Source organism: Porphyromonas vaginalis (assembly GCF_958301595.1).
Taxonomy (GTDB): Bacteria; Bacteroidota; Bacteroidia; order Bacteroidales; family Porphyromonadaceae; genus Porphyromonas; species Porphyromonas vaginalis.
Genome location: NZ_CATQJU010000001.1, coordinates 1605470 through 1623380, shown reverse-complemented (window position 1 = coordinate 1623380; position 17911 = coordinate 1605470). Strand labels below are relative to the sequence as shown.

At 53.7% G+C, this 17911-nt stretch carries 14 protein-coding genes and 1 tRNA gene; 8 read left to right on the top strand and 7 right to left on the bottom strand.

Annotated features, from left to right (window positions below; all coding sequences use genetic code 11):
• Positions 1-6: 6 nt before the first annotated feature.
• Complete coding sequence (locus tag Q2J34_RS06355) at positions 7-1287, bottom strand: restriction endonuclease subunit S (protein ID WP_298887055.1); 1281 nt, start codon at positions 1285-1287, stop codon at positions 7-9.
• A gap of 75 nt (positions 1288-1362) precedes the next feature.
• Positions 1363-2910: a type I restriction-modification system subunit M gene (locus Q2J34_RS06350; RefSeq protein WP_298887057.1), complete on the bottom strand. Its 1548-nt coding sequence runs from the start codon at positions 2908-2910 to the stop codon at positions 1363-1365.
• 368 nt (positions 2911-3278) lie between these two features.
• Here Q2J34_RS06350 and Q2J34_RS06345 point away from each other — a divergent pair, with 368 nt between their 5' ends.
• The 5 genes from Q2J34_RS06345 to Q2J34_RS06325 all read left to right on the top strand — a co-directional run bounded on the left by Q2J34_RS06345 (position 3279) and on the right by Q2J34_RS06325 (position 8782).
• A complete protein-coding gene (locus Q2J34_RS06345) occupies positions 3279-5288 on the top strand; it encodes a DUF349 domain-containing protein (RefSeq protein WP_300969577.1) in 2010 nt (669 codons plus the stop codon).
• A 182-nt stretch (positions 5289-5470) separates the two neighbouring features.
• On the top strand, positions 5471-6586 hold the full coding sequence (gene mltG, locus Q2J34_RS06340) for an endolytic transglycosylase MltG (protein WP_300969576.1): 1116 nt from the start codon (positions 5471-5473) through the stop codon (positions 6584-6586).
• A 9-nt stretch (positions 6587-6595) separates the two neighbouring features.
• Entirely contained in the window at positions 6596-7351 is a 756-nt protein-coding gene (locus Q2J34_RS06335; RefSeq protein ID WP_300969575.1) for a tRNA threonylcarbamoyladenosine dehydratase, read from the top strand.
• 14 nt (positions 7352-7365) lie between these two features.
• Positions 7366-8058: an ABC transporter ATP-binding protein gene (locus Q2J34_RS06330; protein ID WP_300969574.1), complete on the top strand. Its 693-nt coding sequence runs from the start codon at positions 7366-7368 to the stop codon at positions 8056-8058.
• Positions 8051-8782, top strand: a complete 732-nt coding sequence (locus Q2J34_RS06325) for a ComEA family DNA-binding protein (protein ID WP_300969573.1) — start codon at positions 8051-8053, stop codon at positions 8780-8782. Before Q2J34_RS06330 ends, Q2J34_RS06325 begins: the two co-directional genes overlap by 8 nt.
• 5 nt (positions 8783-8787) lie before the next feature.
• On the opposite strand, the gene Q2J34_RS06320 is transcribed toward Q2J34_RS06325, so the two are convergent.
• The 3 genes from Q2J34_RS06320 to Q2J34_RS06310 all read right to left on the bottom strand — a co-directional run bounded on the left by Q2J34_RS06320 (position 8788) and on the right by Q2J34_RS06310 (position 10691).
• Positions 8788-9492 (bottom strand): phosphatase PAP2 family protein, encoded by a 705-nt coding sequence (locus Q2J34_RS06320; RefSeq protein ID WP_300969572.1) that lies wholly within the window; start codon positions 9490-9492, stop codon positions 8788-8790.
• A gap of 57 nt (positions 9493-9549) precedes the next feature.
• Complete coding sequence (locus tag Q2J34_RS06315; RefSeq protein ID WP_298887072.1) at positions 9550-10389, bottom strand: hypothetical protein; 840 nt, start codon at positions 10387-10389, stop codon at positions 9550-9552.
• A 228-nt stretch (positions 10390-10617) separates the two neighbouring features.
• Positions 10618-10691 (bottom strand) — tRNA-Arg (locus Q2J34_RS06310).
• 280 nt (positions 10692-10971) lie between these two features.
• Between Q2J34_RS06310 and rpsU the strand changes: the two genes are divergently transcribed.
• The 3 genes from rpsU (at position 10972) to Q2J34_RS06295 (ending at position 15539) form a co-directional block, all read left to right on the top strand.
• Positions 10972-11169 (top strand): 30S ribosomal protein S21, encoded by a 198-nt coding sequence (rpsU, locus tag Q2J34_RS06305; protein WP_298887074.1) that lies wholly within the window; start codon positions 10972-10974, stop codon positions 11167-11169.
• 423 nt (positions 11170-11592) lie between these two features.
• On the top strand, positions 11593-14205 hold the full coding sequence (locus Q2J34_RS06300) for a TonB-dependent receptor (RefSeq protein ID WP_298887077.1): 2613 nt from the start codon (positions 11593-11595) through the stop codon (positions 14203-14205).
• Positions 14206-14225: 20 nt separating this feature from the next.
• Positions 14226-15539: a hypothetical protein gene (locus tag Q2J34_RS06295; protein WP_298887079.1), complete on the top strand. Its 1314-nt coding sequence runs from the start codon at positions 14226-14228 to the stop codon at positions 15537-15539.
• Between the two features lie 634 nt (positions 15540-16173).
• Here Q2J34_RS06295 and Q2J34_RS06290 read toward each other — a convergent pair.
• Positions 16174-16494, bottom strand: coding sequence for a DUF4387 domain-containing protein (locus tag Q2J34_RS06290; RefSeq protein WP_007365112.1), 321 nt, complete (start codon positions 16492-16494; stop codon positions 16174-16176).
• A gap of 24 nt (positions 16495-16518) precedes the next feature.
• Positions 16519-17907, bottom strand: a complete 1389-nt coding sequence (locus Q2J34_RS06285; RefSeq protein WP_298887081.1) for an acyclic terpene utilization AtuA family protein — start codon at positions 17905-17907, stop codon at positions 16519-16521.
• Between the last annotated feature and the right edge of the window lie 4 nt (positions 17908-17911).

Sequence of the window (17911 nt, the reverse complement as noted above, 5' to 3'; positions counted from 1 at the left end):
TAGAGATTAGAGATTAGAGGTTAGAGGTTCGAAAGAGAGGAGTGCGTCTCGGTAGTACTCGTACTGCTTGCGTCGTAGCTCTATCTCACGAGGCAATCCCTCGCTAATCGAGTTCACCAGCGTGTCAAACTTGTCGAGTATCTCCACAATCCGCTCCTGCACCGCCAGCGGTGGAATGGGGAAACGGACTTTTCGGAGTTTTTTCATATCGACTGAGGGGAAGCTACTCTCATAGACATTGCGCTTGCACCACTCACAGATACGGAAGAAGTAATAGTAAGCAAACATAGGTGTGATAGCCCCTAACAGTGACTCATGTATCTCAAAGTTAGTAAAGCGCTGGTTCGCTAGTGACTCAGTTACTAGGAGAGCATGCTCTCCTATTGTAGCTGTTGTAGCCATAAGGATAGAGTCTGCCTTAAAGAGTCCCTTGCCTTTGACTGCCTCTGGAGTGATATGCTGTATAGAGTCCTCTAGTATGCGACCACTTGTCCTCAAGTCCTCCATCCGAAACCAAGGGATTGTTCCCCCCTCCCAGTAGGAAGGATTAGACTTTGAGGGAGTATAGCCGTTTCTCATCTCGAAGACCTCACCGAGGGAGCGCCACTCGACAGCAAAGGGGGCGGGGAAGAGGGGGCTGTGGCACAGCCCGTCGCTCGGCGAGAGGTCGAACGTGAGGAGCGCATCACGGTAGTATTGGTACTGTCGCCTGCGACAGTCCAGCTCGGTGCTCAGTGCTACCTCCAGCTCCGCTTCCAGCTCTGTAAATTTGTCCAGTACCCGCCCCACCTCCTCCTGCACCGCCACTGGCGGGATAGGGATTTCTATCTTAGCTAAGTCTTTAGCGTTTACACGTCTGACCTTAGTTCCAGTGATAAAGGCTCTTTTTTGCTTTTGAAAGTGTGTTGACTGAAAGAAGTAGGAGACATACTTAGGAGCCATCTTGTGTGTATAAAAGCAAGCATCACTACTTACTACTACTTCATCCTTACCTAGCCAAGCTACAGCTTTACATAGGTCTTCATCATTTTCGCTTGTTGTGGCGATTACTAAGTCCCCACACTGAGCTTTGCGTGCTTTTTGGGCAAACTCCTCCGACACAAATGTCTTTGTTTCAAAAGCGAATGTTCCATAATGGGTATATATCTGACCGTAGTGAATACACCCAACACCTTCTGTGGTGAAGTCTTTCTTCTGTAACCCACTGCCTCGGGTGAACTCTCCGACCTCGCCGAGGGGACGCCACTCGACGGGGGCTCCTTGTAGTAGTCTGTCTATATACTTCATCGTGGGGTGTCTATGCTTTGTTGTGTGCTGTGGGTGTTTCCATTTTGGGAATAACCACTTCTTCCTGTAGCATCTCTATGAGTTGATCTCCTTAACGATTGCATCGATGTCGCTACGGAGCCCGTTGATGCGAGCGACCGTCTCGGCGATCTCACCCTGGAGGACGTCTATGTCGATCTCCCCGGTCTGGTCCTCTGGCTCCACGTAGCTGGTCACGGAAAGGTTGTAGTCGTTCTCGACGATCTCAGCGTAAGGCACCGATGTGGCGACGTGTGCCACGGGCTCTTTGTCGGCAAAGATCTGAATGATGCGGGCGATATGCTCCTCGGTGAGGACGTTGTTGTTCGTCTCCTTCTTATAGAACTCCTCGCCACTGACATCGATAAATTGGATTGTGTTGTCTGCCTTGTGTTTCGAGAGGACTAGTATGTTTACCGCAATGCTGGTAGCGTAGAAGAGTTTGGTTGGGAGTGCTATGACCGTCTCCACAAAGTTATTGTCGACAATGTACTTGCGGATCTTCTTTTCACGTCTACCACGATAGAAAACACCTGGGAAGGAGACGATAGCAGCCCGTCCACGTGCCGAAAGGTAGTGCAGTACATGAAGGATAAAGGCGTAGTCTGCGTAATTATTAGGTGCCAAGACACCTGCTGGCGCAAAGCGATCATCGTTGATTAGCGTGGGGTCTTTGTCGCCTACCCACTCCTGCGAGTAAGGCGGATTGGAGACGATCGCATCAAAGGGCTTCTCATAGTTGTGCTTGGGGTCGAGGAGCGTGTCGCCTAGCTTGATGTCAAACTTGTCGTAGTTGATCCCGTGGAGGAACATGTTCATCCTCGCTAGGTTGTAGGTCGTGTAGTTGATCTCCTGTCCGAAGAAGCCCTCCTCGATCTGATGGGCGTCAAACTGTCGCTTAGCCTGTAGCAACAGCGAGCCAGAGCCACAGGCGGGGTCATAGATCTTATTGACCCGATCCAGTCCATGCATGGCGAGGCGAGCGATCAGCTTGGAGACATTTTGTGGTGTAAAGAACTCGCCACCCGACTTGCCCGCATTGGCTGCATAGTTGGAGATGAGGAACTCGTAGGCATCACCAAAGATATCGATCTCATGCTGCTCCGTATCACCCAAGTCTAGGCTCGCCACGCCAGTGAGCACGGCTACGAGGCGACGGTTCTTCTCCTCGACGGAGTTACCTAGGCGGATGCTCGTCGTGTCAAAGTCTGCAAAGAGCCCCTTGATGGCAGCCTCAGAGGGGTAGCCCGCAGCAGAGCCCTCGATAGCGTCAAAGATCTGCCGTAGCTGCACATTGAGGTCGGGGTTGTGATGCGCCTCACAGACTACATTGACAAAGAGCTGACTGGGGTAGATGAAGTAGCCCTTCGTCTTGACGGCGTCCTCCTTGATCTCGGGCGAAATATCCTCATCGGATAGCTTGGCGTAAGTGACATCGGGGTCGCCCGCCTCCATGTGGCTGGCGAAGTGCTCGCTGATGAATCGGTAGAAAAGGGCGCCTAGGACAAACTGCTTGAAGTCCCACCCATCGACAGCTCCACGCACTTCGTTGGCAATGCCCCAGATGGCAGCGTGTAACTCGTCTCGTTGCTTAGTACTAGTCATAGAGTGATGATTGCGTCTTGTACGGACAAAGTTACTCTTTCTAACTCAGTGGGCAAGCGCAACCCGCACGAATGACTTCGTCTACGCGTCCTCCCGTCTGCACGAGAGGCGATGGATGGCGGGCGTGAGCGTGGCGGATATGTGGGCTGATTGGCGTGGCTCTGGAGAGGTCGTCTTAGCTTTTGCCTAAGGCTGGAAAGTTTTTGGAAAACTAACACTTTGCGCAAATAGTCCGCCAATCGCGAAGAATTAGTTATCTTTGCATTCAGAGCAGCATTAGCTGAATGAGCAGACGAGGAGCTGGTACGCTGCGCTGACGCATACGGCGACTCCTCGATATTAGTTATACATCTAGAATCATCTCGAAAATGAATCTTATCCCACAAGAAGTGAACAACACAGAGCAGACCTCTGCTCTCGACCAGACGACTACTACACCATCGACGCAGGAAGCGACGACATCCCCGACAAGCACTCCAGAGACCTCTCCATCGCCCGAGGTGGTGGCTGAGACGACTCCAGAGCAGTCTGTCGATGCGGAGGAGACCACCGAGACGATTCAAGCTGAGACGACAGCACCGGCCGAGCTATCGGAGGAGGAGCGACAGTATCAGGAGCTCCTCAACAAGAGCGACGCAGACATTGCTAAGATGAGCTGCGCACAGATCACGGACGATGTGGTGCTCCTGCTACAGAGCGGCGAGCTGCCTCCACGCTCTATCATCGATCGCTACAAGAATGTCTTCTACAGCAAGATGAATAGCTACCTGAACACGGTCTCGGAGGAGAACGCTAAGCTACGTGCAGACGCTGAGGCGCAGGAGATACGTCTCAAGGAGCTACTCAATGACTTTAAGGAGCGCAATCGTAAGCGCCAGGAGGAGATAGCTGAGGAGCAGAAGGCTAACCTAACGATCAAGCGTGAGCTCGTGGAGCGTCTGCGTAAGCTGCTCTCGTCGAGCGAGAGCTTTAGCATCATCAGCAAGGAGTACCGTGAGATCACGGAGAGCTGGCACAATACGGGTGCTGTGCCTCCTGGGGATATGCGCCAGATACAGGGTGAGTTTGAGCATCTGAGGGAGGAGTTTTACGACCTGCAGCAGATCAATAACGAGTTCCGCGACTATGACTTCAAGAAGAACCTGGAGGCTAAGGAGCTCATCATACAGCGTGCTAAGGAGCTAGCCGAGTCTGCCGATGTGACGCAGGCAGCTCGCGAATTGCAAGACCTACACCACCGCTGGCGCGACGTGGGTCCTGTGGCTAAGGAGCTTCGCAAGGATCTGTGGAAGCAGTTTCAGGAGCTTTCGGCCAAGATCAACAGCAACAACCAGGAGTATCGCAACCAGCAGCGTACGCAGGAGGGTGAGAACGAAGCGATCAAGCGGGGTATCATCACGCAGATCGAGGCGATCAACCCGAACGATATACATACCTTCAAGGATTGGCGCACCTACACGGACCAGATCAAGGAGCTGCAAGCACAGTGGCGTAAGACGGGTCGTGTGCCTCGTGCGGTGAGCGAGGAGCTATACCTGCACTTTAGGACGGCGTGTGACATCTTCTTTGACAAGCGCAAGGAGTTCATGCGTGATCGCAACAAGCAGATCAGCGAGCAGGGCGACCGCAAGCGTGCGATCATCGAGGAGATCGAGCAGATCGTCGCTGAGGAGCGTTGGCCTGAGGGACATAGCCGCATACAGGAGCTGCAGACGGAGTGGAATGAGATGATCCACACGAACAAGCACCAGGCTCTCTTCAAGCGTTTCCGTGAGGCGTGCGACACTTACTACACGCATCACAAAGCTCTCTATCAGGCTCAGCGTGAGGAGAGCAAGGAGTCGGTAGCTACGGCTAAGCAGCTCTTAGCTCGTGCACATGAGTTGGCCGCTATCGAGTCTCCGAGCGATGCTGATCGTGAGGAGGCGGTGACGCTACAGAGAGACTTTAACCAGCTGGGCTACATGCCTCGCAAGACGCGCCGTAAGCTACAAGATGAGCTGAAGGAGCAGATGGATGCTTTCTTCAATAAGCTGAGAGCTAGCGACAAGCCTCGTGGCGACAGACGTGGCAACCGCAACAATAACCGTCGCAACTTCGGCCCTGCTAGTCCTTATGGTGAGGAGTATGATCGCATACAGCGCCGCAAGGAGCAGCTGGAGAGCGATCTGCAGACTTACAGCAACAACAAGGAGCGCCTGAGTGTGACGAGCAGCGCAGGCGAGAACCTGCTCAAGATGCTGGAGGAGCGCTGTGACTCGATGCAGCAAGAGATCGACGAGCTAGATCTCAAGCTACGTGATATACGTAAGGAGCAGAGAGTGCAGCAGGATGCTGACGAACCAGCTCCCGAGGCCGCACAGCCAGAGGAGAAGTAAACTGCTCAGCACAGCCTTTTATGCTTAGGCATCCAGCATCTAGGAGATCCACCTCTCCTACGCTATGACAAAAAGGAAGTACCCACAAGAGACGGCCCCACTCCGCTATGAGTGTGCAACATCATCCCTTGTGGGTACTGCTTTACCCGCCCGTCTTTACTAACTGATTAGACTCTTACTCTATGTCACGCAGTCGCAGATCTCGATCTAAACAATGGCGTCCCTCATACTTCAATGATACTTCGCACCGGAGTCGTCACCATGAGTCGCCTAGACGCATACGTACGTGGATACGCTCGACGCTACTCATCGTCATACTCCTCCTACTCTCGTGGGCTGCTTACCTACTACTCCGTCCTGCGGGGCGCACGAGTCAGCAGGAGTGCTACGCCTACATCACCGACACGACTAGTAGCGAGGCGCTGATGACGACTATCACGAAGGAGCTAGAGATCAAGAACCCCACCCTGCTCCGTAGCGTGGCTCGCCTCATACGCATCGAGGAGAGACTGCGTCCGGGACGCTATCGGCTAAGCCCTGATATGAGCATCCTCTCCATCTGCAAGACGATCAAGTATGGAGCTCAGACGCCGGTCAGGCTCTCCTTCTCCTCTATTCGTACGCAGGAGGAGCTGATCGACAAGCTGACGGCTCCCCTGGAGATGAGCGCCGAGGAGCTACGCACGCTACTGCGAGACTCGGTCTACTGCGACTCGCTAGGCTTCACGACTGAGACGATACGCTGTATGTTTCTCCCAGACACGCACGAGGTCTACTGGAATGTATCCCCTAAAGAGCTGCTGCACAAGTATGAGCAGAGCTACCACAAGTTTTGGGATCAGAAGCGTACGGCACTGGCTCAGGAGATAGGACTCACCCCGGTAGAGATCTCGATCATAGCTTCGATCGTCGAGGAGGAGTCGAGCAAGACGGACGAGTACGGTGACATTGCGGGGCTTTACATCAATCGCCTGCGCAAGGGTATGGCGCTGCAAGCTGATCCGACGCTTAAGTTTGCCACAGGCAACTTCACGGCACAGCGTATCGGTGGCGAGCTACTGAAGGCTGACTCGCCCTACAATACCTATAAATATAAGGGTCTCCCTCCAGGTCCTATTCGCTATCCACAGATGACGACGCTAGATGCTGTGCTGCATCACACGCCGCACGACTACCTCTATATGTGTGCTCGGGCAGACTTCTCGGGGCATCATGCTTTTGCGGCTAATTATGCTGAGCACATGCGCAATGCTAGAGCTTATCAGAAGGCTCTAGATGAGCGGGGCATCACAGAGTAACGGCACCTGATGACGACACCTATGGACGGCGTGCCTCACTGGCTGGAGCGTACGGAGCTACTCCTCGGGAGCGAGACGTTGCGATGCCTTGCCGACAAGCATGTCCTCATCGTGGGGCTCGGCGGTGTGGGAAGCAAAGCGTGCGAACTCTTGGCGCGCTCTGGCATCGGTCGCTTTACACTCGTAGATCACGACAAGGTCGATGAGACGAATATCAATCGTCAGGTGATCGCCTTTAGAGATACCATAGGGCGTCCTAAGGTGGAGGTGGTGGAGGAGCTACTGCATCGGATCAATCCGGACATAGCGGTGGAGACGCATGCGGCCTATCTCTCGGGCGACAACATCCCCACGCTCCTCGCTACACATCACTACGACTATATACTAGACTGCATCGATACGCTCACGCCTAAGTGCGAACTGATCCTCGCTGCGCATCAGCTGGACATCCCGATCATCAGTGCTATGGGTGCGGGTGCTAAGCTAGATCCACGGCAGGTCTCCGTCGCTCCGATGAGTAAGACGCATATCTGCGCCTTGGCACGCTTCGTACGCAAGCGGCTTCGCCAGCTAGAGGCTCCGCGTGCCGTCTTTGCCACACCATGCGTATACAGTAGCGAGCCATCGCGCGAGGAGGCTATACGTGCCCTACCCCACAGCGATCAGAACAAGCGGAGCATCGTCGGGACAATCTCTTACATGCCCCAGCTCTTTGGCCTTCACATGGCAGCCTACGTACTACAAGACCTCTCTACGCCTCAGTAAAAACGACTAAGCTTATGCCCACGCCTCTCGTCACTCTAGACTCTATCTGCAAGTCCTTTGGCTCGCTACAAATACTCAAAGAGATAACCCTCTCGATACATCAGGGGGAGATAACCTCTATCGTCGGTCCTAGCGGTGCGGGCAAGACGACGCTCCTACAGATCATCGGGACGCTACTCAAGCCGGACAAGGGAGAGCTATCGATCGGCGGGGTCAATCCTTTTGCCCTCTCAGCCCAGAAGCAGGCACACTTTCGCAATAAGCAGATCGGCTTCGTCTTTCAGTTTCACCAGTTGCTGCCTGAGTTCACGGCTGCTGAGAATGTAGCCATCCCGGCTATGATCGCTGGCATGAGCAAGCGACAAGCACTCAGCGAAGCGGAGCAGCTACTCACACAGCTGGGACTGGCCGATCGTCTTAAGCACCGCCCGACACAGCTCTCGGGTGGCGAGAAGCAGCGCACAGCCGTAGCGCGCGCCCTGATCAATCGCCCCACGCTGATCCTAGCCGACGAACCGTCGGGGAGCCTAGACACACAGCGCAAGGAGGAGCTCATCGAGCTATTCTTCGAGCTACGAGATCAGCTCGGGCAGACCTTCCTGATCGTGACACACGACGAAGACTTTGCGCAGCGAGCCGACCGCACCCTCTCACTACAAGATGGGCGCATCATAGCCGACACGTACGCTCCCGACCAGCATGAATAGCTTCAAGAGAGGACGCATAGAGACCTGGGTGCTGATAGCCGTTAGCCTGATCATACTGGCGGCCATCGGCAAGGTACTCTGGGACAACAACTACAATGCTCAGTCGCTCGCCCCTCTGGCAGGGCAGACGATAAGCGAGCAAATGGGCACCCTACCCATAGACTCCATACAAAAACAGGCCAACAGGGGTACTTATGCACCACCTGTACAGCCTGACAAGTCACGTAAAGATGTAAGTAACGCCTCTCAAGGGGTCGAGCTATCGGCAGACTACGTCGGTGCGCCTGAGAGACAGCAGCACAGCTCCCAACCGAAGCTACACGAGGGACAACGCATAGACCTCAACGGGGCCGACACGCTCACACTGCAGCAAATCCCCGGCATCGGTCCCAGCTTTGCTAGACGCATTGTGAAGTATCGTGATCAGCTAGGCGGATACTACACGGTACTGCAACTGCAAGAGATCTATGGCATGGAGCCTGATCGCTACCAGCGCATCAAGCCCTTCTTCTATATTGGCATAAAGAATTACAGTACCCCCTTTGACGCTCTGCGTAGTGACAGCATCCCCTCACATCCCTACCTCAACTACCGGCAGCAGGCAGCTCTAGCAAGGAGCATTCGCAAGAACGGCACCCTAGATTCGTGGCACCGGATTATGAGTCTTGAGGAGTTCAATCGGGATGACAGCGTACGTCTCTCCCACTACTTTCACTTTGAGTGAGCCGGCTACCAGCCCGCCTGCCCTTTCATCACGCCCATCAGCTCGCCGGCAAAAGCAAATAGGAAGAGGATAAAGACGCACAGGAATGCGGTCAGATATCCGATCGTGGAGGCGCAGAGACGACTCTGAGGCTCCGAGGGGTGTACGTTGTAGAGCTTCACACGTAGCCAGCGATAGAGCAGATAGACGAGATACCCCAGCAGCAGTCCCACACAAGCGCCAGGCACCACATCTGTGATAAAGTGCACGCCTAGATAGACGCGACTATAAGCTGTGGTCAGTCCCAGCGCGAAGACCACCGCCGTGTACCAACGATTGCGGAAGGCCAATGCGGTAAACATCGCCAGTGCCATAAAGTTCGTCGCATGCCCTGAGATGAAGCCGTAGCCCCACGCTTTGTAGCCGTAGACGGACTGCACCAGGTCTGCCGTAAGTGGATGATAAGAGGGACGCAGCCGCTCGAAGTAAGGCTTGATCAAGCCGCTGGAGAGTTGGTCGGCTACGGTAATCAAGAGAGCAATCATCAAGACGAGGAGGATCGACTCGCGAAGCGGCTTCTTGGCAAAAAGAAAGATGACCAGTCCGAAAGCAACGGCGATCCACGGCCAGCGCGAAGAGATGAGATACATAAAAGCGTCCCAATAAGGCGTGTGCGCCGCATTGATGGCTAAAAAAGCGTCTCGCTCCCAGAGTGCTAACTGCTCAACCATAGTTTCTATCCTTCTATCATGAGGGAGTGCTTTACCAGCTGAGGCACTCCTCTGTTTTTACTTTTGGGCACTGACGACCTTTTCGATAGCCGTACGTGCTATTTGTCCGGAGATGCCATCAGGCAGGGTCACCGCTAGGTAAGCTTGACCATGATCCTCGACATCGATACACATCTCAGCACCGTCATACAGCTCCATCATCGGAGTAGCTACGGACGGATCATCCTCCAGAGCATAGAGGGGAGCCTTGACACCGCAGAGTACCGCCACATCTGTCTGCTGATCGTAGTGACGACGATGTAGTATCATGAGTAAGGTACAGCCCCACAAGATGATCAGGGCCAGCATCGCATAAAACGATCCTCGCCGCACCCGCCTAGAGCGACCTAGGAAGAAAGCCAAGCAAGTGACTATGCTCCCCACAAAAAGCACGACCGAAGCAACAAGCCACCCATTCATCGGAACCGCATAAGCGCACGCATCAGACCAGCGACGCACGATCGGGTACTCCATGGCGGGCATATTCATCCTCGCCTCCTCGACGAGACGCAGATTGTGCCGTGCCTCTGAGTAGTCGGGCGCTAGTAGCAAGGCTCTGCGATAATTCAGGATCGCTTGCCCCCTCTGCTCCACCTCATTGTAAGCAGCACCAGCACGATAGTAGCAGAGACTCTGCAGGCTCTCCTCGGCAGCAGTCTCCTGAGCCAGATGGCTATACATCTCGGCCGCCTGCTCGTAGCGACCAGCAGCATAAGCAGCGTCTGCCTGCACAAGAGCTTCGGGCTGCGCGCCCTCTGCGAGATCAGCACGACTACAAGAGCATAGTGCGAGGAGCTCCACAAGGAGCATCATCATCACACCACACCCAAACTTACAGTCTCTATGTCGTACTATCATATCCTTTTACTCTTCAAACCCGCGCATAGGCACTCATCGCCTCCGTTGCCTGGACTCAAGACCGATCGTCCACCGTCAACACCTTAGTATGAGAGCGTGAGAGAAGCCCCTAGCTTATGACCTTATTATAGATATGGTGAAGTCCCCAGCACCTAGGAGAGAAAGCCCTTGCGACAGGGGATACAGGGCAATAAGAAGCGCGCTCAAGGCTAGAGTCTACGCAATGTGTGATCGAGTTGGGATTCGAACCCAAGACCTACTGCTTAGAAGGCAGTTGCTCTATCCAGCTGAGCTACTCGACCTATATTTATTATATGTTATCACAGCGCGACCTCACATCTGTCGTGTCAAGAGGTAGCTGATACGTCCTGCACATGCGCATTACCGCTACGGCTCGACAAAGGTACAAAAAACTATTCGCCCCCCCAAATATAGCTTAGCCCAGCCTTTCGGGATTGAGGTTCGCACTAAACTATTGACCAGTTCAAATAAAGTTCGTACCTTTGCCCTCCGAAGTAAGGATAGACGTACTGTCCTTGAAATATTCTCATCACAACAAACGTAATACAAAGAATAGCAAGTATGATAATTGTACCAATCAAGGAGGGCGAAAACATCGAGCGTGCACTCAAGCGTTACAAGCGTAAGTACAACGACATCGGTATCGTTCGTGATCTCCGCAAGCGCCAAGCATTTCAGAAGCCCTCAGACGTCAATCGTCGTATGATGGAGAAGGCTCGCTACGTGCAGTCACTTCGTCAGGAGGAGCTAGACGCTTAAAAGACTTATTAGAGACTCCACGCTCCGAGCGATCTATACGGCTCTGCGAGTAGCGAGTGCTCATTGATGAAATATTTGCGTAGGGAGTCCCCCACCGGGGACACTCCCTACGTCTTCTATACCCAGTACTACTCATCTGTACATGTTGAGAGGTGCTGGGCTTTCTTGTGTTATATTCTCAGGACTAAGGGGAGACTGTTGACTTTTGCAACAGTCTCGAGGGGGTAGATCTGCGGCTTTACGACAGGAGCTCACCCTCGGCGTAACAATAACGAAACAGCTTAGAGTGGCATTTGTTAATATGTTTAGTTACTTTTGCAAGTAATTGGAGGTGCAGTGGCTTTTCTGAGAACTTAACACGAAAGGCTCTATCTGTAAATACACTAGACTAAGAATACTAATCACTAACACACAACAGAATATATGGTGAAACGCTTATCACTTATCATCACAGCACTCGCACTCCTACTAGCGAGTAGCATCTCGGCACTTGCGCAGGTGCAGGTGACGGGTACAGTACTAGAGGAGGGCTCAGACGAGCCTATGCCTAGTGTAGCGGTCTACACAGATGGAGGAGCATCGGGGACCTACACAGAGGGCAATGGATCCTTCCAGCTCAATGTGGCGGCCGGTAGTCAGCTCACCGTGAGCTTCATAGGCTATGAGACCTTGACGCTACGGGTCCCAGCATCGGCTCGGGGTAGCTATGACTTTGGCAAGGTCTACATAGCTACCAGTGCCATCGGACTAGACGAGGTGCGCGTCATCGCATCGGTCGTTCCCAAGGATCGACTGACACCAGTGCCCGTCTCCAACGTTACGATGAAAGCGATCCAGACGCAAGCTCCAAACATTGAGTTCCCCGAGCTACTCAAAGCGACTCCCTCAGTCTACGTGACCAAGGGTGGCGGCGGCTTTGGCGACTCCCGCATCAACCTGCGTGGCTTCGACTCTAATAATATAGGTGTCCTGATCAACGGTGTGCCTATCAATGATATGGAGTCAGGCAAAGTCTACTGGTCCAACTGGGCTGGCCTCAACGACGTCAGCAGCTTCATCCAGGTGCAGCGTGGTCTAGGTGCCTCTAAGCTAGGCCTCTCGTCCGTCGGTGGTACCATCAATATGGTGACCAAGAGCACCGATGCCAAGAAGGGCGGTAGCATCTACACAGGTATAGGTAATGACGGCTTCCTCAAGACCTCCTTTAATGTCTCTACAGGCCTTATGGACAATGGCTGGGCCATCTCTCTCGCAGGCTCTCGTAGCCAAGGCGACGGCTACGTCCGTGGTACTAACTTCGTCGGCTGGAGTTACTTCGTCAACGTCTCTAAGCGCATCAACGACCACCACCGTCTATCCTTCACCGCCTTCGGAGCACCTCAATGGCACAACCAGCGTGGACAGATGTACCTCATCGAGGACTATCACAACGCTCCTGAGGGTCGTCGCCTCAACCGTGGTTACGGCTATATGAACGGACAAATCGAGGGCGGTGCCTACGCTCGCAACTTCTACCACAAGCCTCAGATCTCCCTCAACCACTACTGGGATATCAATAAGGAGAGCAGCATCTACACCTCCGTCTACGCCTCTATCTCTCAGGGTGGTGGCCGTCGCATACGTGGTGCTAAGACGGACTGGCTCACACTCGACTACAACACCGGTAGGCCGAAAGACCCCGCAGCCTTTATGGGTACTCCCGATGGCTTGCTAGACTTCGATCGTGTTATGGAGGCCAATAAGGCTTCCAACAACGGCTCGCAGCTTATCTTCAGCAATGCGGTAAACTCGCACAACTGGTACGGCCTACTCTCCTACTACACCAATAAGTTTAGCGACCTCTTCAAGCTGACCGCCGGCTTCGACGGACGCTTCTACCAGGGCATCCACCGTGAGGTCATCGACAACCTACTCGGTGGTGACTACTACATCGAGCCTCAGAACTCATCGACCAAGCTCATGTACCACAAGCCCTACCAGCCTCTCAAGGTGGGCGACCATATCCAGTTTGACAACATCGGTGAGGTCTTGTGGAACGGACTCTTCGCACAGGGTGAGTTCACAGGCGAAAACTTCAACGCCTTCATCTCTGGTGCTATCTCGCACAAGGGCTATCGCTATGTCAACCTCGGCGGTACGGGCGAAAAGTACGACGCGCTGACCCCTCCCGACAAGATTGTCTCTCCGTGGGCTACTTACCTGCCTTGGAGCGTTAAGGCTGGTGCCAGCTACAAGTTCCTCGAGCACAGCAACGTCTTCGTCAATGCGGGTTACTTCACCATTGCGCCATACTTCCGCAATGTCTTCTTCCGCTACAACACGACCATCAATACGGGCGCTAAGTATGAGCGCGTCTTCACGGGCGAGGTCGGCTACGGCTTTAAGATGCAAAACCTTCGCATCGATCTCAACGGCTACTACACCAAGTGGCTGGACAAGAGCCTCACACGCAATATGGGCAACAACACAACGGCCAATATCTCTGGTCTAGATGCTCGCCACGCGGGCGTCGAGCTGGAGGCTACCTACACGCCGATCAAGCCGCTTGACATTCGCTTCATGTTCTCTTGGGGCGACTGGATCTGGGCTGACGATGTCAAGGCTGATGTCTTTGATGATGCGCAGCAGTATGTCGGCACGATCAATGCTTTTGTCAAGGGGGTACACGTGGGCAACTCAGCTCAGATGACCTCTGCACTCGGTATCTCGTGGGAGGCCCTCAAGGACTTCCGCCTCAAGGCTGACCTCAACTACGCCGGCAAGAACTACGCAGACTTTGACCCGACGAACCGCACCAAGGAGACCGACAAGGTGGATGCTTGGCGCCTACCCGACTACGTCACGCTAGACCTCGGAGCTAACTACCGCTTTAACATCGGCTCTTGTGACGCTACCGTCTACATCAATGTCAACAACGTGACCAACACCGAGTACATCTCTGATGCTCGCGATGGTAAGAACCACGACATGAAGTCAGCACTCGTCTACTACGGCTTTGGCACGAACTGGGCGACTGGTCTACGCATTAACTTCTAACTCTCAGACACGCAAATAATATGAAACAGATCACACAGCTCCTCTCAGCCGCAGCACTCCTGCTGCTCACCGCCTGCAATCCGATGGAGCAGATATACAAAGAACTAGACTCGGTAGACCATCCAATAGAGAAGAGCGTCGCCTACGCTCTCACCGATGCCGACTACAAGACGATCGCCGCAGCCTTTACCAAGCAGGAGGAGGCTGGCTATACCGGCTCCAGCAAGGAGGAGTTTATGAAGCAGGTCAAGCATGAGGCGAACTATGTCAAGACGAACCGCACGCTCACCGCTTGGGTCTCTCCCGAGAAGTATGTCCCAGCCCTCATGGCTAAGATGTACCCCGAGTGGGGCAAGGGCTCAGCCGTGACCGTCTCTTATGCCATGCAGCAGCACCCCGCAGAGGACGCTGCTCTAGACAAGCTCATCTCTGTCAAGGTATCTGCCGACGATGCGACCAAAGCTGGTCTCACGGCAAAAGATCCTAACAAGCTCTCCAAAGATGAGATCGATAAGCTGGGTAAGTACCTCGCAACGACCTATGCAAACAAGGGTACCAGCTATCTAGCAAAAGTAGCTCTCGCCGAGGGACAGCGCAACATGCTCTTCATCGGAGAGCGTCTCGCCGATAATCGTATCTATAAGGTCATCTCACCCGCTGAGTACCAAGCTATGGGCACTACGCACGGCAACTTTAGTAGCTCGGAGCTCCCCGAGCGGTACATTCCGCAGCTACTGCAGCAGAGCATGCCGTATGCTCAGCCAGGGAACCAGATTATCGTAGTTTACGAGTGGTTTGACAACAAGGTCACCACGCCTGAGTACCAGAGCTTCAAGCTCGAGGGCAATCAGTGGCGTGTGGCTCAGACTGCAAGCCAGTTTGTCAACCTCGGCAAGCAGTGGATCTTCGACCCGACCATCCGCTTCACGCTGACGGCCGACGACTTTATGATACTGCACGCGTGGGTCAAGGCCAATAAGCCCGACTACATCAGCGAGAAGTACCCCGACAATGAGGAGTGGTGGTTCTGCGGTAGTGCTCACTACAAGAACTTCAACATCGACGCTAACAAGAGCGTCGGTCCTCGTCCCGATGAGGAGGGCAAGTCTACCGAGGAGCTATTCAAGCTACGCCTAGAGCGCATCAAGGAGGGTCTCAAGCTCATCCTCAAGGCGCACTATGCGGACAAGCCTGCACAGACCAACGGCATCGACCAGATGTACGTCATCACTACAGGTCTGCGACAAAACTACACCAATAGCACCGTGACCTTCACCTACAAGGGTCTCGGCGGTGGCAACTTCGAGTACGTCTCCGGTCCAGACGCGATCTAACCTGACGCTCTGAGACATCGCCTTAGACCAGGCGATGCCTGACGACTCAACACCTTTAGGGGCAATCGGCTCATCGGCCGGTTGCCCCTATTTCTTTGTGGTAGCCTACACGCTATCCCCAGCACACCCCCACCCGAGCAAACTTTCTCAGCACACCCAGAGCCTCCCTTATTCCACTGAATATATATATCACTTACGAGTTCCAAAAATGATTCCCCTCTTGGAACTTTTTAGTTCCAAGGGAGGAACTCTTCGGTTCCAACAGAGGAACGCAAAGTTTCCAACGCTGGAAAATAAAGTTTCCAACGCTGGAAAAAAAGATTTCCTCCCTTGGAAATTTATTTTTCCAAGGCTGGAAAGTTTTTGGAAAACCTACATGTTCTGCCAAAAGTGCGGTAGCTGTCGTGAGCTTAGCCACTCTCAGCGTACTCTCTGACGCTTACCCAGTCGCTCCGACCTGGGGAGCGAAGATTGGGTGGGTAGAGGCTAAGGGAGACTGTTGACTTTTGCAACCGTCTCTAAGGATCTATACAAAGAGAGCCCCCGCAGCAACTCTACGAGGAGAGTGTGCGGGGGCTAACGCTATATTTAGGAGCTATTAAAGCCCTATTTAATGTCCGCTAAGCGGTCAGGCTTAGTACTGGATGGAGAGACCCATCAGAGGCGCATGCTGCTGCGCACCGTAGACGTCACGCTCACCGAGGTTGCCCGAAGGGATGGGGCGGACGATGGTACACTTGATCGCCTTGGCTGGGTCGAAGTAGACAATCTTGACGATGTGGTCAGGCTTGATGTGATAGAGATCACAGAAAGTCTGCTCGGTGATCGCCTTAGCTGCCTTCACCTGATTATATATATCGAAGTCCTTGAAGATGATATCGAAGGTGATCTCATAGGGACCCGAGTTTTTGCTCCGGATGACGGAGGCTATATCCATTAACTTGTGCTGTGTCATTGCTTGATACGATCTAAAGGTTCATTATTTACGCTGACCATCAGCATACTCTATATACTCAACGGGGAAGTACTGCTTGGGGTCCTCCACCTTGAGCAGGTGATAGAGGCTAAACTCGTAGACCTCACCCATGTGGCAGTCTGAGGGCGAGAAGGGGAAGGCGAGGTTGCCCGCCGTAGCGATACGTCCCTCGTAGCCGAAGTGTAGCATCGTACTACGTGCGAAGCTACAGATCGTGTCGGCCTCCTTCTGCGTTTTAGCGACTGCCTCGATGACGACCATAAGCTCAGAGCCTATATGCCCATCGATACCCTCAAACATACTCATGACGCCGTTCTTGCCGTAGATCTTGAAGTCGAGGTAGTAGTCCTTGATGCCGTAGTTGTCGAAGTTGTCCTTGACACGAGCCTTGACACTCTCGATGATGGAGTCGATCTTGCTGATCATGATCGGGTCTGTCGTAGCCGCAACAGAGATGGTGCGGTAGCCTACGAGACGGGTACCCTCGAGCTTGAGGAAGTAGCCATCGGTGGGCTCGAAGACGGTACCGGAGATCTTGACCTTGTTGTCGTCAATCTGCTCGAAGTGACATCCGTGCAGATCGAGCGCACCACCAGGACCAGGGAGATGGTAAGGATCGGTCTTCTCATAAAGCGTGTGACCAGCTACGGAGAGGGTCGTACACTTACGATCCTTGGAAAGTGGCTCAAGGACAAAGTGATCCTTGCGCAGATAGCCAAACATACAGTCACTACCGCTACCGGGCAATGCGCAGATAGCAGCGCACTCGAGGATCTTACCCATGTGCAGTGCGAGTGCACGGTCAAAGCCCTCCTTGATCGGTAGACAAGCAAAGACGCTGGGGTCGTACGAACGGCCTGCAATGATGACGTCAGCGCCACCCTTGAGAGCCTCTACAAAAGGCTCCTCGCCCATCTGAGCGACGATGCGGACGGAATCTTCGATGTCCTTCTTTGTAGCCTCGGGAGCTGGTGCTAGGGGCGTGATGTGTCCCTTGTCAAACTCACGGAGGATGGTCTCTTTGTCAAACTCAGAGCGGATGACGGCTAGGCGTAGCGAGAGCTTCTTGTCAGCAATGATCTCACGTACTATCTCTAGCACCCAGTCCACATGAGCATTGGCACCAGAGCCACCGGCAGAGCCGATGACTACGGGGACCTTGTTCTCGACACCGGCCTGGATCATGATCTCTAGGTCACGCTTCACGGAGTTGCGATCGGTGAAGCTCACGCCAGCCCCTAGATAGTAAGGACCTGGATCTGTCGAACCAGCATCTGCTGCGATGACGTGGGGCTTGCGCTTCATTCCCTCACGAAAGGATGCCTCGGGAAATCCATATCCGAGGATCGCTGTCGTGGAGAGTACTCTTATTTCGTCTGTTATTGGAGTCATATCT